This is a genomic window from Pseudomonas sp. FSL L8-0168, assembly GCF_037976155.1.
Taxonomy (GTDB): Bacteria; Pseudomonadota; Gammaproteobacteria; order Pseudomonadales; family Pseudomonadaceae; genus Aquipseudomonas; species Aquipseudomonas paracarnis.
Genome location: NZ_CP150262.1, coordinates 3351837 through 3374464 on the forward strand (window position 1 = coordinate 3351837; position 22628 = coordinate 3374464).

Genomic DNA, 22628 nt, shown 5'->3' on the forward strand with positions numbered 1-22628 from the left:
TATTCAGCCACCAGCGTTCGGAAAAACAAAATGAAGCGACGCGCATGAAAAACAGCATCCAGCACATTCAAGCTTTCCTTGCGGTTGCCCGCACAGGCAGCTTCACCAAGGCGGCCAACGAACTGCATCTGTCGCCGTCGGCCCTCACCGTGCAGGTGCAACAACTGGAAGACTGGCTCGGCGTCGCCCTGCTCGACCGCAGCCCGCGCCACGTGAGCATTACCGCTGCGGGCCAGGAGGCGCGCGGGCCCATGGAAAAACTGCTGCTGGACCTGGACAACATCGTCACCGGCTCCCGCGACCTCGCCGCCTTGCGCCGCGGCGTGGTGACCATTGCCGCCCTGCCCTCAGTCTGCGCAGGCGCTCTGCCCCCGGCCTTGCGCCTGTTTCGCCAACGCTTCGCCGGCATCGAAGTGCGCCTGCATGACCTGGTGGCCCAGCGCATTCATGCAAAGGTTCGCAACGGCGAAGTGGATTTCGGCATCGGCGTGCGCGCCCGCCTGAGCCACGGGCTGGACTTCGTGCCGGTGCTCAATGATCGGCTGTGCGCATTTGTGCCATCGGGCCATGCGCTCGCCCGCCATCGCCAACTGACTCTGGAACAATTGGCGGACCAGCCGATCATCCTGACCGGCCGCGACAGCAGTGTGCGCGAGCAAGTGGACACGCTGTTCGATGAGACACGGCTGACGCTGAACGCCGGCATGGAGGCCAACTACATGTCGACCGTATTGGCCTTGGTGCGCCAGGGCCTGGGCATCAGTGTGTTGCCGGAGTCAGCGGCGGATAGCCTGGAAGGTTTGAAGCGGATCAGCATCGATCATCCCGGGGTGAATCGAGAGATCGGGTTGATCAGCCGTAGCGGGATGGGCTTGAGCCCGGCGGCGCAGCGCTGCTTTGAACTGCTCAACAAAGCACTGCCTGACACGCCGCCGCGCTAAATGTGGGAGCTGGCTTGCATGCGATGCAGACACCTCGGTTTAGCCGGGGCGCCAGGGTGACGCTCTCGCAGGCAAGCCAGCTCCCACATTGGACCGAGGGAGTCAGTCGAGCATCGCCACGTACTTGGGATGACTGGCCACGCGCTGCAACCACGCCTGCACCGCCGGATACGGCGCCAGGTCAAAGCCGCCTTCATGGGCCACATGGGTGTAGGCATACAACGCAATATCGGCAATGGAAAACTGCTCGCCCACTAAATAAGGCGTGGCTTGAAGCTGACGCTCCATCACTCTCAAGGCCTTGTAACCGCCTTTGTGGGTGGTCTTGTATTCTTCCAGCCGATCCTCGGGCATGTTCAGGTAGAACTGAATAAACCGCGCCACCGCAATGTAAGGCTCATGGCTGTACTGCTCGAAAAACTGCCACTGCAATACCTGGGTACGCAGGCGCGGTTCGGTCGGCAGGAATTCACTGCCATCGGCGAGGAAGTTGAGAATCGCATTGGACTCCCACAGGCAGGTGCCGTCTTCAAGCTCCAATACCGGGACCTTGCCATTGGGGTTCTTGGCCAGGAACTCAGGGGTCTGGGTATCGCCCTTGAGGATATCGATATCGATCCATTCATACGGAATGCCCAACAGATTGAGCATCAATTTGACCTTGTAGCAATTGCCCGACTTGTAATCGCCATAAACCTTGTACATGGGGCTCCCCTTTTCGCCGCGCTGACCGAATGCTTGCGCCCACAAGGTGCGGGTATCGAAGGCTTGTTTCAAGGCGTTGCGCAGAATAAATCCCTTGGCCTGGGCCTTTCATCCCTTTTCGCCGAGATAATCGAAAACATTATTTGCTTTATTTGTATACAAAAGCATAATTCGCTTCGTGCGAGTTCCTGACCTTTTGGTCAACAAACCCGCCGGTACCTCAAAGCGCTGTCGCCCACTCATGTGACCGGCGCTGGACATAACAATAAAACGATTGAGGAGTACTCGCTGTGGATAGCCGCAAAACCGAAGCCCCTACGTTGGACCTGGCCGCGCCCCGAGGCGGTTGGCTGGAACGCCTGTTCAAACTGCGCTTGCATGGCACCACAGTGAAGACCGAGCTGATCGCCGGCCTCACCACCTTTATCACCATGGCCTACATCATCTTCGTCAACCCCAACATCATGGCCGATGCCGGTATCGATCACGGCGCGGCTTTCGTCGCCACCTGCATCGCCGCGGCGCTGGGTTGCCTGCTGATGGGCCTGTACGCCAACTGGCCAGTGGGCCTGGCACCGGGCATGGGCTTGAACGCGTTTTTCACCTACACCGTGGTCGGCACCATGGGTTACACCTGGGAAACCGCCCTCGGCGCGGTGTTTATTTCCGGCGTGCTGTTCATGATCCTGACGCTGTCGCGCATCCGCGAATGGCTGCTCAACAGTATTCCGGTTAGCCTGCGCCATGCCATGGGCGCCGGCGTGGGTTTGTTCCTGGGGGTGATCGGCCTGAAAACCGCCGGCATCATTGTCGACAGCCCGGCTACGCTGATCAAGCTCGGCTCCCTGCATGAGCCCGCGCCGTTGCTGGCGGCGGTGTGCTTCCTGCTGATTGCTATCCTCAGTTATCACCGCGTATTCGGCGCAATTCTCATCAGCATCATCGCCGTGACCCTGGCCGGCTGGGGCCTGGGCCTGGTGCACTACAACGGCATTCTCGCCACTCCACCGAGCCTGGCACCGACCTGGATGGCCATGGACGTGATGGGTGTGTTCAATGTGAGCATGATCAGCGTGGTATTTGCCTTTCTTTTTGTACACATGTTCGACACTGCCGGTACACTGATGGGCGTTGCGCAACGCGCAGGACTTGTGAATGCCGATGGCAAGATCGACAACCTGTCTCGCGCCTTGAAGGCTGACAGTGCGTCCAGCGTGTTCGGCGCCATGGTCGGTGTACCGCCGGTGACCAGCTATGTAGAAAGTGCCGCCGGTGTGGCTGCTGGCGGCCGTACGGGTTTGACCGCGGTGACCGTGGGCATATTGTTCGTGGCGGCGATGTTTTTTGCGCCGCTGGCCGGCATGATTCCCGCCTACGCCACCGCGGGCGCGTTGATTTACGTTGCGATGCTGATGATGGCGAGCATGGCCCATATCAACTGGGATGAAGCCACCGACAGCATTCCTGCAATCGTCACCGCGATCATGATGCCGTTGACGTTTTCGGTCGCCGACGGAATCGCCCTGGGTTTTATCACTTACGTGGCGTTGAAAGCCGGCACCGGCAAGTACCGCGAGATTTCCATCAGCCTTTGGGTGCTGTGCGCGATCTTTATCGCCAAGTTCATCTTTCTGTAGTTCGGGAAGGGCTGAAAAACCGCCTCACCTTCGGGTGAGGCTTTTGCATGAAAGGGAGGAATGTAAATGACCTTGGAAACCTGGCTGTTGTTCAGCGGCGCTGCGCTGGTGGTGATCCTGATCCCCGGCCCGCTCTCATTGCTGATGATCAGCAACAGCCTTAACTATGGCCTGCGCCGCTCGTACCCGGCGTTTCTCGGTGGTGTGTTTGCCTCGATCTGCCTGTTGAGCGCCTCGGCCCTGGGCCTGGGCGCGCTGTTACTGGCGTCCGAACAACTGTTCAGCGCGCTCAAAATTGTCGGCGCACTCTACCTGTTCTACCTGGCGTGGCAGAGCTGGCAGCAATCGCGTCTGCCCAATGCAGGCGCTGAAGTTCCGCACGCTGCGCCAGTACCACGCTTTCGTGCATTGTTTGGCCGGGCTTTTGTACTGGGCGCCAGCAACCCCAAGGACATCCTGTTTTTCGCTGCCTTCCTGCCACAATTTCTCAGCAGCCAGCAACCGTTCCTGCCGCAGTTGCTGGTCATGATCGTCACCTGGACGCTGCTTGATCTGCTGTGCAAGTTGGCTTACGGCTTGGGCGCCCATGGCGCTGCGCGCTATTTGCGCAGCGGCTCGGGCCAGAGCTGGTTCAATCGGATCAGTGCCGCACTGTTTGGTGGCGCCGCAGCAGCGGCACTCGTCAACGCTAGGGGGCCAATTTGACGAAGTAGACGCTGGGGTTCAGATTGCCCTTCGTCGCCCATTGGATACCCGCCACGATTCGCACCAAGCGCTGTTCTTGCAGCGCGCTGTCGACCGCTTTCAATAGAAGAGAGTCGGGGTGTAATTTAATTGCGAACCGAATCCACTTGTCCGTCAGCTTGGTTCTCAATGTCATTCGCCCCGTCTCAAGCCATTGATAGGCGACATAGTAAATTTTGTTCGAATGGCGATGCGTCACAACTGATTCGTGGCTGAATTCTCCAGCGGTTGTCCCCTGCCGCCGCAAAGACAAATCCTGGACGGCGAAGCCCTGCTGTTCCAGCACGGCTCTGACGGCAGAGCGCTCTGCCTCGAGCCGCTGCGTCCTGACCGGTGTGACACCAAATTGAAGGCGCGGATCCAACGGGTGAGGCGGCGTGAAGTCAACACGCGTGAAGCCTGGCGCCTTGCCATCGTACCCGATGTACACCATTTCTTTGCGCCGCTCATTGGGCCGCAACATCTGTAGCAAATCATCCGTCTGGCCAACACGGCCATTTACAGCAAGCAACCACTTGTCGAGCGTGGCGCGAATATTCAGTAAATGACTGGCCGTTGCCAGTTGTGGCGGCCCCGATAACTCAATCAGCCTGGCGACTGCCAGCGCTTGGCTTGTATTTGTGAGGGTGGGAAAAGCACTGCCCACATAGCGCTCCAGTGGCCTGTCGAACAGCGGCGCATGCAGCTGCCACTCGCCCGCCGAAGTGCGTGATACCGGAATGGGCTGATCGTTGATTGCCGTACTTGTCCAGCGCTCAATATCAGTGCGAGCCAATGAAACCTGCTGCGTATCCCTGGTAATAAACGCAATGTCGGTCAATGGCGCCTGATCCCCCGTGTCCAGTAGCCTGTAATATCCGATTCCCGATCCAGCGCTCGGTGTGTCATACCTCGCGCCGATATAGATGGCATTGTAGAAGGCTCCTTGAGGAGTCGATTGCACACGTAAAACGCCAGGTATCGATGAGTCCGACAGCTCAATGGCCTGGGCTCGGATACGCCAATCGAACCAGTGGGTGGCGACCGTTGAGGACTGGACAATGGTGCTTTGTGTAGCAGAACGCACAGTCGGTGGGAACCAATCCCGTAGCGCCTCTACTTCTACGCGCCAGGGGTTGAGCACCCCCGAGCTGGGCCCCGGTTGAGGGTCGCCCGAGCCCAACAAGCGTTCACCGGGCTGATCGATGTGCAAGATCAACTCGTCTTCGCCCGGCTGCCGGGTATTTTTGAGTCGAAATACCTGTTCGTTTTCGCGCTGGTAAATCGGGTAATGGTGCGTATCGTCTGTCAGAAACAGCTCACCCTTTTTGACATGGATTCCCTTTTTGCCCGGGCCTTTCAGCGCCACGGCGTCGTCAGCAATCGCCTTGATTTTGAACCGGTCGAACACCTTGAGCTGAGTTACAACGGGCACCTTCACGCGCGCAAGGCTACCGCGCACGGCCATGCGCATGCGGTGTATGCGTGCCAGTAAAGCCCTCGGCGCAGGACGCGTCACCTTGGCCACAGCACTGCCGCGCCCCTTGGGCCCCGGTATAAAGTTTGTCAGCAGGTCAGCCGCCATAAACGCACTCATAAAACCCACGTCAACGGCATCATGAGGGTCCCCATAGCGATGAAAGCGCCGCGCCACAAGCAGCAACTCGTAGGCATCATTGAACATCCCGAATAACGGAGAGAAAAAAGCGATCAACCGGCGCCTGCGTGTCTCGCCCTGCTCGCCCAGCCGACGGGTGCGATACTCATCCAGCGCTTTGCCGGAATGGCTGGCTGCCTGGGTCTGACGTTTCAACTCCAGCACCGGGGCGTCGTAAAGCAATGCCTGGGCATCACTGTGGGACGTGGGGACAATTGCCAGCCAAGCCTCAGGTTCACTGGCAATCTGCTCAAGGATTACCTGCTCAACCTCATCCGGCAGCACCGTCGGCTCCAAGTGCTTGATACCGAAGGAGCGAACAAACTCAACCGCTTGCCATATCCCTTTGACCATGGCAAACGCAGGTATAGCGTCCAGGTAACTGACGGCAGCACCGAGCCTATCGACCCTGACCGGGTGATGGGTAATTGCCTGAAATGCCCAGCCGGGTGCGATCTGCCTCGCCAGCATCTGGGTGTTTTCAGGCCGTGCGCCAAGGCGGTTCAATGCATCCTGGGCTTGTTGCAAACTGCAGTACTCGGTGAGAACCAACGCGGGCGAAGCATTCGGCCAATAGATCACGCAATGCACCGACCGCAGGTCTCGCACGATCACCAAGCCCGCGATATAGCGGTCATGCTGCATCGTGTGGCCCACTAAATGAAGCACATGCAGTTGCAGCTCATGTTGGTTTTTCAACAAGTCTTGCGGCGTTCGTGCGGCCATCGCCGTGGTGAAGATACTTTGCGCGGTTGCCGTCAAGCCTTGTTGCGTGGCCAACAACAGATGTTGCTCAGTGCCGGCAAGCAACGTCCGGTTCAGTAACTCGGGAATGCGCCCTTTGCTGAGCGTGTGGAGGGTATCGCCAGGCGGGTAAAAAACCTGGTTGATCAACGCGTCGTACTGACCGCCGACATCCAGCGAGGAAATCGTACGGATCAAGTAAGCGGCATTCAGTTGATTTTTCCATTCAGGTTGCAAATAGCGGGCGCGATTGAGTCGCCACTGCGTCCAGGGCGCCAGTGGGTCCAGGTTATGCTGCGCCAGTTGTAACAGGCTGTAGGTGGTGCGCTTCAGGGTCGGGGTAAGTTTTATGGCGCGGTCGCCAATGGCACAACCGCTTGTCCATCCACAATAACTGCCTTGAACATCATCGGGCATATCAATGAAGGGCTGGTCGATATCAAACTGCGCAGGTATGCCGTCCAACCGCAAGCGATCGATCAGGGCACGGCGAGCGAAGGTTTCCAGACCGGGCAACTGGTCTTCAAGCCTTGTCTTGAATGCAAAAGTACTGCTCAGGTAAAAGCGCTGCGATCGCCTGAACTTCTTACGCTGGTAACGGGATGCGTGCTCCAGCCAAGCTGGCAGTTTCTTCGCTTGCAGTGCGGTTTTGCGCAACAACTCGACATTGGCCTGGGCGCGGCTCTGGGCGTCACTGACAGGTGCCTTGAGCTGCTCTTGCAGTTCTGCCAGCAGCAAGGCGCGACTTATTTGCGCATCTTTCACGCCGTTGAATATGCGCGTGATGTCTTCTGTACTGTTGTGCAGGCGCTGATAACACCCAAGCAATGTCTTGATCGCAGCCAGGGCGGGCTTGCCATTAATCGGTACGTAGCGCACAGCCAGCGTTCCACGCGCCGCGTGTGAGCGCAAGTCGTTACGCTTGTCGTGCTCGACATAGTCCCACAGCGCGCTGCGATCCCAACTATCAAGGCTGGCTTTGATACTTCGGGTCAGGGCGTCCAGTCCGGAAAACCCCTGCACCCCACCTTCCGCTCCGAAACCGCACAGGACTACCGCATGCTGGCGCCGCGGCACCCGTACCGCCGCCGCCGTAGTCACCACCCACATGTTATGGAGCGGATAGAAGGCATCAGGGTCATTGCCAATCGCAATTGACAGCACTCGGGTTTGACTGTCTGGACGTTTTGACGGCAAAGGCTGATCGAGCACTTCGATGATCAGGTCCCGATGCGCGGTGCTTATCAACTTGAGTCGATGCTGCAATTGCACCTCACAGCGTAGCGCCTCAGTCTGGGCGTCAAGAAACAACGTGCCGCGCCTGAGCGTACCCTTTCCACCAGGGCGCTCAGCCCAAAATGCCACCTCGAACAGCCGTTGCTGGGCATCCTGCACCCACCTGTCCATCGTTTGGGCATGGGCGTTGAGCTGGGATACCAGCGATACAAATGCCTGGTATGCGGGCGTATCGTTACTCAAATCATCGGGATCGAGCAACGCAACCAGCCCTTTTTCGTAGCGTTTGATCCGGTGTTCTACGGTGTATTCGGCCAAGCCTGGCGCAGTGCTGCCAAAGATTATTTCGGCGTGTCGTCGTTGCTGGTCCCATTTGAGCAACTGCTCTCGAAGCGGGCCAAGTCGGGCCCCGCCAATCAACTGCTGCCGGTTACGCTCCACTCGTGCGAGAACAACTGCTGACTCCAGAGGCTGTGACGTTCCGGCGGCAAACACATGGGCGTGGTTGCTTTTTACCGTACACGCCAATTCATTGGCCCATTGCCCTTCCAACAACGCCTGCGCGCTTGACGCCAGCGCATCCTCCATAAGCTCCACGCCTCGAGAGACAGTGGATACCGAGGAGAACGTTGCAGGTGGAAGCAACACAGAGCGACGACTTAATGGCAAACATTGCCAGAGCTCGTGTAGACGAGTCCTGCCCAGCGCCTGCACGCCGCACGCCAGGGCGACGAAAGACGGGTACTCGTAAAAATTGCGAGCCACACCCGGTAAATAGACAACATGAGGCACATCATCGGGATCGCCCTCACGATAGAAATGCAACGCGCCCGCAATAGCCACCGCAGGGTTACCCGGCCACATCAACGGGCCTACTCGCACATCGGCCCACTGTCCGCCCGCACGCAGGCGTGCTTCAGCGGTTGGTGCATCGATCACGGCCTGAACCATGGCCAATCCAGCCCGTGATAGCTCGTTCAGTTGCCTGGCAATAAAGGCCCGGTCAGCAAAAAGCGCCTGGTGCAGCTCGATCCAACGCTCCCGGCGTGTGAGCCAGGAGCCGTACTCCAGCGCGTCCCAATATTGATTGGCTGCGCGACCCAACCGCTCAAACAGCCCCAACGCGATAACCCGCCGCAGCGCTTCCAGCGGTGTATAGGGCAACCGACGGTCAGGCGCGCCCTTGACGCTGAGGAGGGTGTATTGATTGATATTGAAAGGCACCGAAGGGCGGAACAGCAGCAACAACGCACGATCAGTCAAGGTGTCGACTTTCTGCGGTAAACGCGGAGGCATGGGTTCGGTGAAGAGCAGACTGTCCGGGTCAATCTCGAACGCCTTCTGCAACTGGGCGCGGATCACCCTCAAGATCCTGGGTGAGCGCCCTATCAGGCGTGTGAGCGCCCGTGTCGACTCGCGGCATCTCGCGTCGGCCAGCCCGATCTGATTGATCAGGCGGCTGGGATGGGGATAGGCGTTGATCCGTTCTCGCAACGGAGTGCGTAGGGCCTGTAAATCGGCATCGACGAAAAAGGGCGGCGCGTCCTCCTCAAGGGTGTCGTCAGGGTCACTGGAGGGCGCTGTAACGCCGAGCTGATCAGGGGGCAAGGTCATGGTGTTTTCTTCTCTATGCACTGAGGAAAAACCAGCCTAGGGCCCATCAATGAGCAAGAGGGGCTAGATAGTTGAGCGAAAAAAAGCCCGCAGTGTGCGCGGGCGAAACCAACGAAGAGCATTTGGGGGTGTGAAGCGAGGTGACGACTCAGCTACCGCGATAAGTGGAGTAGCTGTAAGGCGAAATCAGCAGAGGCACGTGGTAGTGGTCTTGCTCGGCACTGATACCAAAGCGCAACACCACCACGTCGAGGAAGGCAGGTTCAGGCAATTGCACACCGCGGGCACGGTAGTAATCACCGGCGCTGAACTGCAGTTGGTACACGCCGCTGCGGTAGTCGTCGCCTTGCAGCAGCGGCGCGTCGCAACGACCGTCTCCGTTGGTAGTGGCGGTAGCGACGAGCTCAAGCTGCGTGCCTTCGACACGGTAGAGCTCAACCTTGATTGCGCTGCCAGGGCAGCCGTGTGCAGCGTCCAAAACGTGTGTGGTCAAACGTCCCATGGCTTCTATGCGCCTCCGGAAGTCAGTGATTGAGAAACCCGCACCTTTTCAGAGCGTTGAAAAAGCCGGCGATGACCGATTAAGACACTTTTTATGAAAATTGTACACAATAAATTCCACAGCCTTCCAATCCCCTGTAGGAGCGAGATTGCTCGCGAAAAACGCCAACGATAACGCGGGCTCCCAGGATGAAAAGTGGCGCCCTCAGGTTATTCGCGAGCAAGCTCGCTCCTACAGTGGGCTTTTTGATCTTAACCTGACCATTCAGGCAAGTTTCTTGCAGAGACCCGTAGAGAGCCCGTTCAGAAAAAATGCAGAAATGCAGGCTTACAAAGTTCGCGATAAGTTGTATACAATCACTCATCGCTGTGACGCCACTCAGTCATTCCACTGCCCGGACGCCACACACACCTGCTACCACGAACAAGAAGGAAGACTGCAGTGAGCGCTGACTACCCACGCGACCTGATCGGTTACGGCAGTAACCCTCCTCACCCCCACTGGCCGGGCAAGGCACGCATTGCGCTGTCGTTCGTACTCAACTACGAAGAAGGCGGCGAGCGCAATATCCTGCATGGCGACAAAGAGTCCGAAGCCTTCCTTTCGGAAATGGTCTCGGCCCAACCGCTGCAAGGCGAGCGCAACATGAGCATGGAGTCGCTGTATGAGTACGGCAGCCGTGCCGGTGTGTGGCGCATCCTCAAGTTGTTCAAAGAGTTCGACATCCCGCTGACCATCTTCGCCGTGGCCATGGCCGCCCAGCGGCATCCGGACGTGATCCGCGCCATGGTCGCCGCCGGCCACGAGATTTGCAGCCACGGCTACCGCTGGATCGACTACCAGTACATGGACGAGGCTCAGGAGCGCGAGCACATGCTCGAAGCCATCCGCATCCTCACCGAACTCACCGGTGAACGCCCACTGGGCTGGTACACCGGCCGCACCGGCCCCAACACCCGTCGCCTAGTGATGGAGGAAGGTGGCTTTCTGTACGACTGCGACACCTACGACGACGACCTGCCCTACTGGGAACCCAACACCCCCAACGGCAAGCCGCACCTGGTGATCCCCTATACCCTGGACACCAACGACATGCGCTTCACCCAGGTGCAGGGCTTCAACAAGGGCGACGACTTTTTCGAATACCTCAAGGACGCCTTCGACGTGCTGTATGCCGAAGGTGCCGAAGCGCCAAAGATGCTGTCCATCGGCCTGCATTGCCGCCTGATCGGCCGCCCGGCACGCCTGGCCTCGCTCAAGCGCTTCATTGAATACGTCAAAGGCCATGACCAGGTGTGGTTCACCCGCCGCGTGGACATCGCCCGTCACTGGCACCAAACCCACCCTTTCCCGGGAGCGGCGAAATGACTGCGTTCCAGACCCTGAAACCCTCGACCTTGAGCCGCGACGCCTTCGTCCAGGCCTTTGCCGATATCTACGAACACTCGCCATGGGTGGCCGAAAAGGCCTTCGACCTGGGCCAGGACGCGTCGATCGACCAGATCGAAACCCTGCACCAGCGCATGAGCGATATCCTGTTGAGTGCTGATCACGCCTCGCAACTGGCGCTGATCAATGCTCACCCGGACCTGGCCGGAAAAGCTGCCGTCCAGGGCCAACTGACCCAAGCCAGCACCGATGAACAAGCGGGCGCGGGTATTCACCAATGCACGGCCGAAGAGTTTTCTCGCTTCACCGAGCTGAATGAGGCCTACAAAGCCAAGTTCAAGTTTCCCTTCATCATGGCGGTAAAAGGCAGCAACCGGCATCAGATCCTCGCCGCGTTCGAAACGCGCATCCACAATTCGGCAGACACCGAGTTCAAGTGCGCGCTGGACGAGATCAACAAGATCGCGTTGTTCCGTTTACTGACCCTCTAGCAGTCCATCCCCAGCCACTCTATCTAAGGCAGACAAGAAGAATGAAAGCTTACGCCGTACCTTTCGAAAAGTTCGTCAACCTGGCCGACGCCCGCCTGGGCACCAAGATCATCTCGGTGACCGATGACTGGTTCGCTGACGCCAACCGCCTGTTCCAGCCGACCCCGGCCGTGTGGAAGGAGGGCGTTTTCGATGACAACGGCAAGTGGATGGACGGCTGGGAGTCACGCCGCAAGCGCTTCGAAGGCTACGACAGTGCAGTGATCCGCCTGGGCGTGCCGGGTTCGATCAAAGGCGTGGACATCGACACTTCATTCTTCACCGGCAACTTCCCGCCGTCGGCCTCCCTGGAAGCCTGCTTCCTGGCCTCGGGCGAGCCGGATGCCAACACTCAGTGGGTGGAAGTGCTGTCAGCCGTCGAGCTGCAAGGCAACAGCCACCACTACCACGAGATCAACAACGACCAGGCGTTCAGCCACCTGCGCTTCAACATCTACCCGGATGGCGGCGTGGCCCGTCTGCGTGTGTACGGCGTGCCGTTCCGTGACTGGTCTTCGGTGGGCGACAACGAACAGGTCGACCTGGCTGCCGCGCTCAATGGCGGCCGTGCCCTGGCCTGCTCCGATGAACACTTCGGCCGCATGAGCAACATCCTCAACCCGGGCCGTGGCATCAACATGGGCGATGGCTGGGAAACCGCGCGTCGTCGTACACCGGGCAATGACTGGGTGATCGTCGCCTTGGGCCACCCGGGCGAGATCGAGAAAATCGTGGTCGACACCCTGCACTTCAAGGGCAACTACCCGGATACCTGCTCGATCCAGGGCGCTTTCGTGAAAGGCGGCACCGACAGCCAGATCGAAACCCAGTCGCTGTTCTGGCGCGAACTGCTGCCGGCGCAGAAGCTGGAAATGCACGCCGAACACACCTTCGCCGAGCAGATCAAGGCGCTGGGGCCGATTACCCACATCCGCCTGAATGTGTTCCCGGATGGTGGTGTGAGTCGCCTGCGTGTCCTGGGCAAAGTCTCGAAATAACACCCGATCGTCCCCACGCTCTGCGTGGGGACGCATCCCGTGACGCTCCGCGTCACACAGCGGACGCAGAGCGTCCAGGGCAGCGTTCCCACGCAGAGCGTGGGAACGATCTATAGACAAGATAAGAAGACAGCCATGCGCACACTGATGATCGAACCCCTGACCAAAGAAGCCTTCGCCCCTTTCGGAGACGTTATCGAAACCGATGGCAGCGATCACTTCATGATCAACAACGGGTCGACCATGCGCTTTCACAAACTGGCCACGGTCGACACCGCGAAGCCGGAAGACCACGCCATCATCAGCATTTTCCGCGCCGACGCGCAGGACATGCCGCTGACCGTGTGCATGCTGGAGAGACACCCGCTGGGCAGCCAGGCTTTCATTCCGCTGCTCGGCAACCCCTTTCTGATCGTGGTCGCGCCACTTGGCGATGAACCTGTATCGGGCTTGGTCCGCGCCTTCGTCACCAACGGCAGGCAGGGCATTAATTACCATCGCGGCGTCTGGCACCACCCGGTGCTGACGATCGAAAAGCGGGATGACTTCCTGGTGGTTGATCGCAGTGGCACAGGCAATAACTGCGATGAGCATTTTTTCAAAGAGGATGAGCGTTTGATCCTCGCCCCCCACCAATAAGAGAAGGTCTGATCACCCGACAACAAGGGTGACAGGCGAGAGGTAAAGACTGTGGAAGCACATCTGTTGGAATGGCTGAACCTGAGCGTGCGCTGGGTTCACATGATCACTGGCGTCGCCTGGATCGGCGCTTCTTTCTACTTCGTCTGGCTGGAAAACAACCTTAATCGCGTCAACCCCAAGAACGGCCTGGCCGGTGACTTGTGGGCGATCCACGGTGGCGGTATCTACCACCTGGAAAAATACAAACTGGCCCCGCCGACCATGCCGGACAACCTGCACTGGTTCAAATGGGAAGCCTATTTCACCTGGATGTCAGGCGTCGCGCTGCTGTGCGTGGTGTTCTACCTCAACCCGACGCTGTACTTGCTCGCCCCCGGCAGCAGCCTCAGCGGCACCGAAGGCGTATTGCTGGGCATCGGTTCACTGTTCGCCGGCTGGTTTATCTACTCCTTCCTGTGCGATTCGGCCCTGGGCAAACGCCCTGCCCTGCTCGGCTTGATCCTGTTCGTGCTGTTGATTGCGGCGGCCTACGGCTTCAGCAAGGTGTTCAGCGGCCGTGGCGCCTACCTGCATGTGGGCGCGGTGATAGGCACGATCATGGTCGGTAACGTGTTCCGCATCATCATGCCCGCCCAGCGTGCGCTGGTGGCGGCCATCGCCGAGAACCGCACACCGGACCCGGCGCTGCCGGCCAAGGGTTTGCTGCGCTCACGGCATAACAACTACTTCACCTTGCCGGTGCTGTTCATCATGATCAGCAACCACTTCCCGAGCACCTATGGCAGCCAATACAACTGGCTGATCCTGGCCGGGATCGCGGTGGCAGCAGTGTTGGTGCGCCATTACTTCAACACCCGGCATGACAGCCAGAAGTATGCGTGGACCTTGCCGGTGGGCGCGTTGGCAATGATCAGCCTGGCCTACGTGACCGGGCCCAAGCCGGCTGAACCGATTGCCAAGGCACCGGCGGCGATTGAGTATCAGCCGCTGCCGGAAACCGCCTTGGGCGGTGGCTTGAAACCGGCCGCGCCTGCCGCACCCGCCGCTGAACCGGCACCGGCCCAGGCCACCACGGACTTCGGCCAGGTGCACCATGTGATCGAGCAACGCTGCACCGTGTGCCACTCGGCCAAGCCCACCAGCCCGCTGTTCAGCACCGCTCCGGCTGGGGTGATGTTCGACACACCGGCACAGATCCAGCAGCAGGCGGCGCGCATTCAAGCGCAGGCCGTGGCCAGCCAGATCATGCCGCTGGGCAACATTACCCAGATGACCCAGCAGGAAAGGGATTTGATTGGCACCTGGATCAATCAGGGGGCCCGCACCAACTGACTGTTTCACACAGGACCAATGTGGGAGCTGGCTTGCCTGCGATAGCGGCAGATCACCAACATTTTCGGTGACTGACACACCGCCATCGCAGGCAAGCCAGCTCCCACAAGGGAGATCAGTGATGGTTTGAAGATTAAGTTTCATCCGGCAATTGAATGCCAAACAACACAAAAATAAAAAGATTCGAGGTGTTGCATGTCCCAGTTAGAAACGCAGACTCCTGCCGCGCCCGCCATGGTGCGGCTGCCCCTCTTGCAATTGATCCTGGTAGGCCTGCAACACGTCTTGCTGATGTACGGCGGTGCCGTCGCCGTGCCCCTGATCATTGGCCAGGCCGCCGGCTTGAGCCGTGAAGAAATCGCCTTTCTGATCAACGCCGACCTGCTGGTGGCTGGTATCGCCACCATGGTGCAGTCGTTCGGCATCGGCCCCATGGGCATCCGCATGCCGGTGATGATGGGCGCCAGTTTTGCCGCCGTGGGCAGCATGGTCGCCATGGCCGGCATGCCCGGCATCGGTTTGCAGGGCATCTTCGGCGCGACCATCGCCGCCGGGTTCTTCGGCATGCTTATCGCACCGTTCATGTCCAAGGTAGTGCGCTTTTTCCCGCCGCTGGTGACCGGCACGGTGATCACCGCCATCGGCCTTTCGCTGTTTCCCGTGGCGGTGAACTGGGCCGGCGGAGGCAGCGCCGCCGCCACGTTTGGCTCGCCGGTCTACCTGGCGATTGCCGCCCTGGTGCTGGGCACTATCTTGCTGATCAACCGCTTCATGCGCGGCTTCTGGGTGAACATCTCGGTGCTGATCGGCATGGGCCTGGGTTACGCCCTGTGTGGTGTGATCGGCATGGTCGACCTCAGTGGCCTGGCCCAGGCGCCGTGGGTGCAGGTGGTGACGCCGTTGCACTTTGGCATGCCCACGTTCGAGTTGGCACCGATCCTGTCGATGTGCCTGGTGGTGGTGATCATTTTTGTCGAGTCCACCGGCATGTTCCTCGCCCTGGGCAAGATCACCGGCCAGGAGGTCACGCCGAAGATGCTGCGACGCGGCCTGTTGTGTGATGCCGGCGCGTCGTTCTTTGCCGGCTTCTTCAACACCTTTACCCACTCCTCCTTCGCGCAGAATATCGGCCTGGTGCAGATGACCGGCGTGCGCTGCCGCTCGGTCACGCTCATGGCCGGCGCGTTCTTGATCGTGCTCAGCCTGTTACCCAAGGCGGCCTATCTGGTGGCATCGATTCCACCTGCGGTACTCGGCGGCGCGGCGATTGCGATGTTCGGGATGGTGGCGGCAACCGGGATCAAGATTCTGCAGGAAGCCGACATCGCCGACCGCCGTAACCAGTTGCTGGTGGCGGTGAGCATCGGCATGGGCCTGATCCCCGTGGTACGCCCGGAGTTCTTCGCACGACTGCCGTTGTGGATGAGCCCGATTACCCACAGCGGCATCGCCATGGCCACCCTCAGCGCGCTGTCGCTGAACATCCTGTTCAACATTCTCGGCGGCGCTGAGCGCCCCGAAGTCGCACATACGCATTGATTCCTTTGTTAGTACAAAAATAACAACAAACAGGGAACCCCCACATGCACAACCTTGACATGGGGCCGGCCACACGCCGCGCCCCATTCTTGCCCCTCGCGCTCTGTTACAGCGCACTTGAGCCCAGGCCTGGGAGCCAGTATTCTCCGCGCCCGCTCGAATCGACTCAAAAAAAAACAGCGAATGTAAAAGCTGACCTCAAGGCCAACTTATCCCGGCCTGATGTTTGCTGCCAAAGTGCACAAAAGTCCCCTGAATTCGACTGCATCCGCTGCAGCCGACGGGGATTTTTTGGCTTTTTCAACACCTTGGCGCAGCTCTTGCTAAAAGCATCAAAGCTGACCGAACAGACGATTTTTGCAGCGAACCAAAAGGCGCCACACCAGAGCGCCTGCGTAGAAGAAAAACCATAAAATTTTAACTCGGGAGCAACCGAATGAAACCTATGTTCAAAGGCCTGATGCTGGCTGGATCACTGTTGGCCGGTGGCCAGGCCGTAGCCGGTGACTTGTTGCAATGGCAAAACAACAGCCTGACTTATCTGTGGGGCAAGAGCTTTACCGTCAACCCGCAGATCCAGCAAACCGTCACCTTCGAACATGCCGACGCATGGAAGTACGGCGACAACTTCTTCTTCCTCGACCGTATCTTTTACAACGGCAAGGAAGACGGCAATGTCGGCCCGAATACTTACTACGGCGAGTTCAGCCCGCGTTTGTCGTTCGGCAAGATCCTGGACAAGGACCTGTCGTTCGGCCCGATCAAGGACGTGCTGCTGGCCTTCACCTATGAGTTCGGCGAGGGCGATAACGAGTCCTACCTGCTGGGTCCGGCGTTCGACTTGAACATCCCCGGTTTCGACTACTTCCAGTTGAACTTCTACCAGCGCCAGACCGAGGGCAATCGCCCGGGTGACGGCGTGTGGCAGATCACTCCGGTCTGGTCGTACACCATTCCCGTGGGTAATTCCGACGTGCTGATCGACGGTTTCATGGACTGGGTGGTGGATAACGACAAGAACGCCCGCGGCACTTATCACGCCAACCTGCACTTCAACCCGCAGGTCAAATACGACTTGGGCAAGGCGCTGCATTGGGGCGACAAGCAGTTGTATGTGGGTTTTGAATACGACTACTGGAAGAACAAGTACGGGATTGAAGACAGCGGCGCCTTCAAGACAACCCAGGACACGGCAAGCTTCCTGGTCAAATACCACTTCTAAAGGTTGATCGCGGTTCCCTGTGGGAGCTGGCTTGCCTGCGATCGCGATGTGTCTGTGCCAGCAGTGTTGGCTGGCATACCGCTATCGCAGGCAAGCCAGCTCCCACATTCAGTTTGACGTCAGGCCGAGGAAACGAGTGATTTCTTCGCGCTTGGCCAGCGCATCCTTGCGCCCCAGTTCGATCAACTCGCTGCAATACCCCGCCTCGAACAACAGATAACTCAACACCCCTGCCCCGCTGGTCTTGGTCGCCCCCGGCCCGCGCAAAAACACACGCAACGCCGCCGGCAACTCCTGGCGATGTCGTGCGGCGATTTCATCGATGGGCTGGCTGGGGGCAATCACCAGCACCTCTACCGGTGCCAGGCCCTGCACCGCCGCATCCACAGGCACCACACGGCTGAACTGATTCAAGCGCTCCAGCAGCTCGATATCGCTTTCCAGGCTGTCAATGAACGTGCTGTTGAGCATATGCCCACCGATTTGCGCCAGGGTCGGTTGCTGGCCGGTGTAGGTGCGTTGCACCGAAGGTTCATTGCCCCGTGGGTTGCCGCTTACCCCCACCACCAACACGCGACTGGCGCCCAGGTGCAAGGCCGGGCTGATGGGCGCGGACTGGCGCACCGCACCGTCGCCGAAATACTCCTGACCGAGCTTGACCGGGGCAAACAGCAGCGGGATCGCCGAACTGGCCAGCAGGTGCTCTACCGTCAGTTGGGTCGGTACCCCAATGCGCCGATGACGCAACCAGGCATCGATGGTGCCGCCGCCCTGATAGAAGGTCACCGCTTGCCCGGACTCATAGCCAAAGGCCGTCACCGCCACAGCCTGCAAGTGCTTGCGGCGGATAGCCTCGTCGATGCCGTCCAGGTTCAAGCGCTCTTGTAACAAGTCGCGCAGTGGCGAACTGTTGAGCAACGCCACCGGCACCTGGCTACCCAGGCCCAACAGGCTATGGATCAGGAAACGACTGGCCTGGCGCATCACCCCCGGCCAGTCACTGCGCAGCACCTGATGGCTGCGAAAGCCCTGCCAGAAGGCCGTCAGCCGTTGGATGGCTGCCGAAAAATCACTGGCGCCGCTGGCCAGGCTCACCGCATTGATCGCACCAGCCGAGGTGCCGACGATCACCGGAAAAGGATTCGCTGCCCCCGCAGGCAGCAATTCGGCAACCGCCGCCAGCACCCCCACCTGATACGCCGCTCGCGCCCCGCCGCCGGAAAGAATCAAGCCTGTGACCGGTTCAGCTGGGCGCATTGCGTCACTCCATGTGAGAAAGGGTTGGGCTTATCGACGGCGCTTTTCGTACAACTTGGGCTCACCCGGCGGTCGGCTCTTGAAGCGGCGGTGGGTCCACAGGTATTGCTCGGGGCATGCGCGTACCGAGGCTTCGACCCACTGGTTGATGCGCAGGCAGTCGATTTCGTCGGTTTCACCCGGGAAGTCGGTCAGCGGCGCATGGATCACCAGGCGGTACCCGCTACCGTCAGCCAGGCGCTCCTGGGTAAACGGCACCACCAGCGCCTTGCCCAGGCGTGCGAACTTGCTGGTGGCGGTGACGGTAGCAGCCTGGATGCCAAACAACGGCACGAAGATGCTTTGCTTGGCGCCGTAGTCCTGGTCTGGCGCGTACCAGATGGCCCGGCCGGCGCGCAGCAGCTTGAGCATGCCGCGCACGTCGTCACGCTCCACGGCCAGGGAATCGAGGTTGTGGCGTTCACGACCACGGCGCTGGATAAAGTCGAACAGCGGGTTGCCGTGTTCGCGGTACATGCCGTCAATGGTGTGCTTCTGCCCCAGCAGCGCCGCGCCGATTTCCAGGGTGGTGAAGTGCAGCGCCATGAGGATCACGCCCTTGCCGTCCAACTGCGCCTGCGTGAGGTGCTCCAACCCTTCGACATGGGCCAGGCGCGCCAGGCGCGGCTTGGGCCACCACCAGCTCATGGCCATTTCAAAGAAGGCGATGCCGGTGGAAGCGAAGTTTTCCTTGAGCAGGCGTTTACGTTCCTTGGCGGATTTTTCCGGGAAGCACAGCTCAAGGTTGCGCGCCGCAATACGGCGACGATCGCCCGCCACGCGGTACATGCCCGCGCCCAGCAGGCGACCAATGTTCAACAGCGCCCGATACGGCAATTGAGTGACCAGCCACAGCAGGCCGAGCCCCAGCCATAGCAGCCAAAAACGCGGGTGAAGAAATACAGCTCGAAAACGCGGGCGATCCATTACAGATTCCGGTAAAGACAAGGGCCGCGCATTCTACAACGGTTCGACTCGGCTTGCGGCGAGTGAGTGTTCTCGTTATAAGTCTCGACACTTTTCGTGACAAGCCGCTTTCGCCGACCATGAGCCAAACCGAACCGCTAGACCAAGATCCCGTGTTCCAGCTAAAAGGCAGCATGCTCGCCATTACCGTGCTGGAACTGGCCCGCAATGACCTCGACGCCCTGGACCGCCAACTGGCCGCCAAGGTCGCCCTGGCGCCAAACTTTTTCAACAACGCCCCGCTGGTGCTGGCGCTGGACAAGCTGCCGGCCGGCCAGGGCGTGATTGATTTGCCCGGCCTGATGCGCGTATGCCGTTCCCATGGCCTGCGCACCCTGGCGATTCGCGCCAGCCGCATCGAAGACATTGCCGCCGCCATCGCCATTGAACTGCCAGTACTGCCACCATCGGGCGCCCGTGAGCGCCCTCTGGAACCATTGGTCGGCGAAGAAAAGAAAAAACCGGAAAAACCACCGGAGCCTGCGATCAGGCCTACAAAGATCATCACTTCGCCGGTACGCGGCGGGCAGCAGATTTACGCCCAAGGCGGCGACCTTGTGGTGGTCTCCTCGGTCAGCCCGGGGGCGGAACTTCTTGCCGATGGCAACATCCATGTATACGGCCCGATGCGCGGACGCGCCCTGGCCGGCATCAAGGGTGATACCAAGGCGCGTATTTTTTGCCAGCAGTTGACCGCTGAGCTGGTTTCCATCGCGGGTCAGTACAAGGTTTCCGAAGATTTGCGCCGCGATCCACTGTGGGGCGCTTCGGTACAGGTCAACCTGTCGGGCGATGTGTTGAACATCATCCGTCTTTAACGGATACTGCCGCATTTTCCAAGCATCTCTAGACTCTGATAGCAAAGCGAAACCGGCAAGACTTGTGTAGGACTTTTTGGAAGTTGGTGTTTCCCCATGGAAACCCCGTCTTTTTCCTGCAAAGGCTGTCCGCCTGCGGCGAGTTCCAAGAGATGTTTTTCAGGGACCGAAAGTCCTTTTTCCTTAGGGGTGAAACACCTTGGCCAAGATTCTCGTGGTTACATCCGGCAAGGGTGGTGTGGGTAAGACCACCACCAGCGCCGCTATCGGTACCGGCCTCGCTCTGCGCGGCCACAAGACAGTCATCGTCGACTTCGACGTCGGTCTGCGTAACCTTGACCTGATCATGGGCTGCGAGCGTCGCGTGGTGTATGACTTCGTCAACGTGGTGAACGGCGAAGCCAACCTGCAACAGGCCCTGATCAAGGACAAGCGCCTTGAGAACCTGTACGTGCTGGCTGCCAGCCAGACCCGTGACAAAGACGCGCTGACCAAAGAAGGCGTCGGCAAAGTGCTCGCCGAGCTCAAGGAAACCTTCGAATACGTGGTCTGCGATTCCCCGGCTGGTATCGAAACCGGTGCTCACCTGGCGATGTACTTCGCCGACGAAGCCATCGTGGTGACCAACCCGGAAGTCTCCTCGGTACGTGACTCGGACCGCATGCTCGGCCTGTTGGCCAGCAAGTCCAAGCGCGCCGAAGAAGGCCAGGACCCGATCAAGGAGCACCTGCTGCTCACCCGCTACAACCCGGAGCGCGTCAACAACGGCGAAATGCTGGGTGTTGAAGACGTGAAGGAAATCCTCGCCGTGACCCTGCTGGGCGTGATTCCGGAATCCCAGGCCGTGCTGAAGGCATCCAACCAGGGCGTACCGGTGATTCTCGACGACCAGAGCGACGCCGGCCAGGCGTACAGCGATGCCGTCGATCGCTTGCTGGGCAAGACCGTGGAACACCGCTTCCTCGATGTCAAGAAGAAGGGATTCTTCGAGCGTATCTTTGGAGGCAACTAAACAATGAAATTTCTCGACTTCTTTCGCGCCAACAAAAAACCCAGTACCGCATCGGTCGCGAAAGAGCGTCTACAGATCATCGTGGCGCACGAACGCGGCCAACGCAGCACCCCGGACTACCTGCCAGCCTTGCAGAAGGAACTGGTCGAGGTGATCCGCAAGTACGTCAATATCGGCAACGATGACGTGCATGTCGCCCTGGAAAATGACGGCAGCTGCTCGATTCTGGAACTCAATATCACCCTGCCCGATCGTTGATCGAACGGGCGGTCGCCACGGCGGCTCCACTGACGGCCCCCTCGCTCCTACAGGGTGAGGGGGCCGTCAGTGGAGCCGCCGTTGGCGTTTGTTACGAGGCTGTTTAATGCCGCTGTCCAATATCCACATCCTGCATCAGGACGACGCTGTCCTGGTGGTGAACAAGCCGACCCTGCTGCTCTCGGTGCCTGGCCGCGCCGACGACAACAAGGACTGCCTGATCACTCGCCTGCAGGAAAACGGCTACCCCGAAGCCCGCATCGTCCATCGCCTGGACTGGGAAACGTCGGGGATCATCCTGCTGGCCCGGGACGCCGACACCCACCGCGAACTGTCCCGCCAGTTTCACGACCGCGAGACCGAAAAGGCCTACACCGCCCTGGCCTGGGGCCAACCGGCACTGGACAGCGGCAGCATTGACCTGCCCCTGCGCTACGACCCGCCGACCAAGCCCCGCCATGTGGTCGACCATGAGTTCGGCAAACATGCACTGACCTTCTGGAAAGTCCTGGAGCGTTGCGGCGACTGGTGCCGCGTAGAGCTGACACCCATCACCGGGCGCTCGCACCAGTTGCGCGTGCATATGTTGTCCATCGGGCATCCGTTGCTGGGCGATGGTCTGTACGCCCATGAACAAGCCCTGGCCGCCTGGCCGCGCCTGTGCCTGCATGCAAGCATGCTCAGCTTCACCCATCCGCAAAGCGGCGAGCGCCTGCGCTTCGAGTGCCCTGCGCCTTTTTGAAGGGCTGATGCGATCAAATGTGGGAGCTGGCTTGCCTGCGATATCGGCGTGCCAGCCAATACATCTGGCACAGAAAGACCGCTATCGCAGGCAAGCCAGCTCCCACAGGGTTTGATGTGGTTCTC

At 59.6% G+C, this 22628-nt stretch carries 20 protein-coding genes; 15 read left to right on the plus strand and 5 right to left on the minus strand.

Going from position 1 to position 22628, the window contains the following annotated elements; translation table 11 throughout:
- Positions 1 to 44 precede the first annotated feature (44 nt).
- The gene (locus MHH62_RS15275; RefSeq protein WP_014719286.1) at positions 45 to 941 is read left to right on the plus strand and encodes a LysR family transcriptional regulator; all 897 of its coding nucleotides are present in this window, start codon (positions 45 to 47) and stop codon (positions 939 to 941) included.
- A gap of 102 nt (positions 942 to 1043) precedes the next feature.
- Here the strand turns inward: MHH62_RS15275 and MHH62_RS15280 are convergent, their stop codons facing one another.
- Positions 1044 to 1646, minus strand: coding sequence for a glutathione S-transferase family protein (locus tag MHH62_RS15280; protein WP_014719287.1), 603 nt, complete (start codon positions 1644 to 1646; stop codon positions 1044 to 1046).
- A 290-nt stretch (positions 1647 to 1936) separates the two neighbouring features.
- Here MHH62_RS15280 and MHH62_RS15285 point away from each other — a divergent pair, with 290 nt between their 5' ends.
- Together MHH62_RS15285 and MHH62_RS15290 are read left to right on the plus strand one after the other, a co-directional pair.
- Positions 1937 to 3283 (plus strand): NCS2 family permease, encoded by a 1347-nt coding sequence (locus MHH62_RS15285; protein ID WP_014719288.1) that lies wholly within the window; start codon positions 1937 to 1939, stop codon positions 3281 to 3283.
- A gap of 66 nt (positions 3284 to 3349) precedes the next feature.
- On the plus strand, positions 3350 to 3988 hold the full coding sequence (locus MHH62_RS15290) for a LysE family translocator (RefSeq protein ID WP_014719289.1): 639 nt from the start codon (positions 3350 to 3352) through the stop codon (positions 3986 to 3988).
- Here the strand turns inward: MHH62_RS15290 and MHH62_RS15295 are convergent.
- Entirely contained in the window at positions 3972 to 9257 is a 5286-nt protein-coding gene (locus tag MHH62_RS15295) for a DUF6543 domain-containing protein (protein WP_339231262.1), read from the minus strand. The two genes, MHH62_RS15290 and MHH62_RS15295, sit on opposite strands and share 17 nt — an antisense overlap.
- A gap of 148 nt (positions 9258 to 9405) precedes the next feature.
- Entirely contained in the window at positions 9406 to 9759 is a 354-nt protein-coding gene (uraH, locus tag MHH62_RS15300; RefSeq protein WP_014719291.1) for a hydroxyisourate hydrolase, read from the minus strand.
- A gap of 441 nt (positions 9760 to 10200) precedes the next feature.
- Here uraH and puuE point away from each other — a divergent pair, with 441 nt between their 5' ends.
- The 8 genes from puuE (at position 10201) to MHH62_RS15340 (ending at position 17411) form a co-directional block, all read left to right on the plus strand.
- Positions 10201 to 11127: an allantoinase PuuE gene (gene puuE / locus MHH62_RS15305; RefSeq protein WP_014719292.1), complete on the plus strand. Its 927-nt coding sequence runs from the start codon at positions 10201 to 10203 to the stop codon at positions 11125 to 11127.
- On the plus strand, positions 11124 to 11639 hold the full coding sequence (uraD, locus tag MHH62_RS15310; RefSeq protein WP_014719293.1) for a 2-oxo-4-hydroxy-4-carboxy-5-ureidoimidazoline decarboxylase: 516 nt from the start codon (positions 11124 to 11126) through the stop codon (positions 11637 to 11639). The genes puuE and uraD overlap by 4 nt, the downstream gene beginning before the upstream one ends.
- 41 nt (positions 11640 to 11680) lie before the next feature.
- Positions 11681 to 12676 (plus strand): allantoicase, encoded by a 996-nt coding sequence (gene alc / locus MHH62_RS15315; protein ID WP_014719294.1) that lies wholly within the window; start codon positions 11681 to 11683, stop codon positions 12674 to 12676.
- Positions 12677 to 12811: 135 nt separating this feature from the next.
- On the plus strand, positions 12812 to 13315 hold the full coding sequence (locus MHH62_RS15320) for an ureidoglycolate lyase (protein WP_014719295.1): 504 nt from the start codon (positions 12812 to 12814) through the stop codon (positions 13313 to 13315).
- Between the two features lie 51 nt (positions 13316 to 13366).
- The gene (locus tag MHH62_RS15325) at positions 13367 to 14650 is read left to right on the plus strand and encodes a urate hydroxylase PuuD (protein WP_003192825.1); all 1284 of its coding nucleotides are present in this window, start codon (positions 13367 to 13369) and stop codon (positions 14648 to 14650) included.
- Positions 14651 to 14845: 195 nt separating this feature from the next.
- Positions 14846 to 16189: a nucleobase:cation symporter-2 family protein gene (locus MHH62_RS15330; protein ID WP_339231264.1), complete on the plus strand. Its 1344-nt coding sequence runs from the start codon at positions 14846 to 14848 to the stop codon at positions 16187 to 16189.
- A 44-nt stretch (positions 16190 to 16233) separates the two neighbouring features.
- Positions 16234 to 16602, plus strand: coding sequence for a hypothetical protein (locus MHH62_RS15335; protein WP_130175205.1), 369 nt, complete (start codon positions 16234 to 16236; stop codon positions 16600 to 16602).
- A gap of 23 nt (positions 16603 to 16625) precedes the next feature.
- Positions 16626 to 17411: an outer membrane protein OmpK gene (locus MHH62_RS15340; protein ID WP_003192827.1), complete on the plus strand. Its 786-nt coding sequence runs from the start codon at positions 16626 to 16628 to the stop codon at positions 17409 to 17411.
- Between the two features lie 108 nt (positions 17412 to 17519).
- Here the strand turns inward: MHH62_RS15340 and MHH62_RS15345 are convergent, their stop codons facing one another.
- Positions 17520 to 18668 carry a patatin-like phospholipase family protein gene (locus tag MHH62_RS15345; RefSeq protein WP_288856113.1) on the minus strand — a complete coding sequence of 383 codons (1149 nt, stop codon included), beginning with the start codon at positions 18666 to 18668 and terminating at the stop codon, positions 17520 to 17522.
- Positions 18669 to 18698: 30 nt separating this feature from the next.
- Entirely contained in the window at positions 18699 to 19634 is a 936-nt protein-coding gene (locus MHH62_RS15350) for a lipid A biosynthesis lauroyl acyltransferase (protein ID WP_019818602.1), read from the minus strand.
- A 119-nt stretch (positions 19635 to 19753) separates the two neighbouring features.
- Between MHH62_RS15350 and minC the strand changes: the two genes are divergently transcribed.
- From minC to MHH62_RS15370, 4 genes are all read left to right on the plus strand, one after another.
- Complete coding sequence (gene minC, locus MHH62_RS15355; protein ID WP_014719299.1) at positions 19754 to 20491, plus strand: septum site-determining protein MinC; 738 nt, start codon at positions 19754 to 19756, stop codon at positions 20489 to 20491.
- Between the two features lie 199 nt (positions 20492 to 20690).
- Positions 20691 to 21503 carry a septum site-determining protein MinD gene (minD, locus tag MHH62_RS15360; RefSeq protein ID WP_003192835.1) on the plus strand — a complete coding sequence of 271 codons (813 nt, stop codon included), beginning with the start codon at positions 20691 to 20693 and terminating at the stop codon, positions 21501 to 21503.
- Positions 21504 to 21506: 3 nt separating this feature from the next.
- The gene (minE, locus tag MHH62_RS15365) at positions 21507 to 21761 is read left to right on the plus strand and encodes a cell division topological specificity factor MinE (RefSeq protein WP_003175252.1); all 255 of its coding nucleotides are present in this window, start codon (positions 21507 to 21509) and stop codon (positions 21759 to 21761) included.
- A 106-nt stretch (positions 21762 to 21867) separates the two neighbouring features.
- Positions 21868 to 22503: an RluA family pseudouridine synthase gene (locus MHH62_RS15370; protein ID WP_003192838.1), complete on the plus strand. Its 636-nt coding sequence runs from the start codon at positions 21868 to 21870 to the stop codon at positions 22501 to 22503.
- The last annotated feature ends 125 nt before the right edge of the window (positions 22504 to 22628 follow it).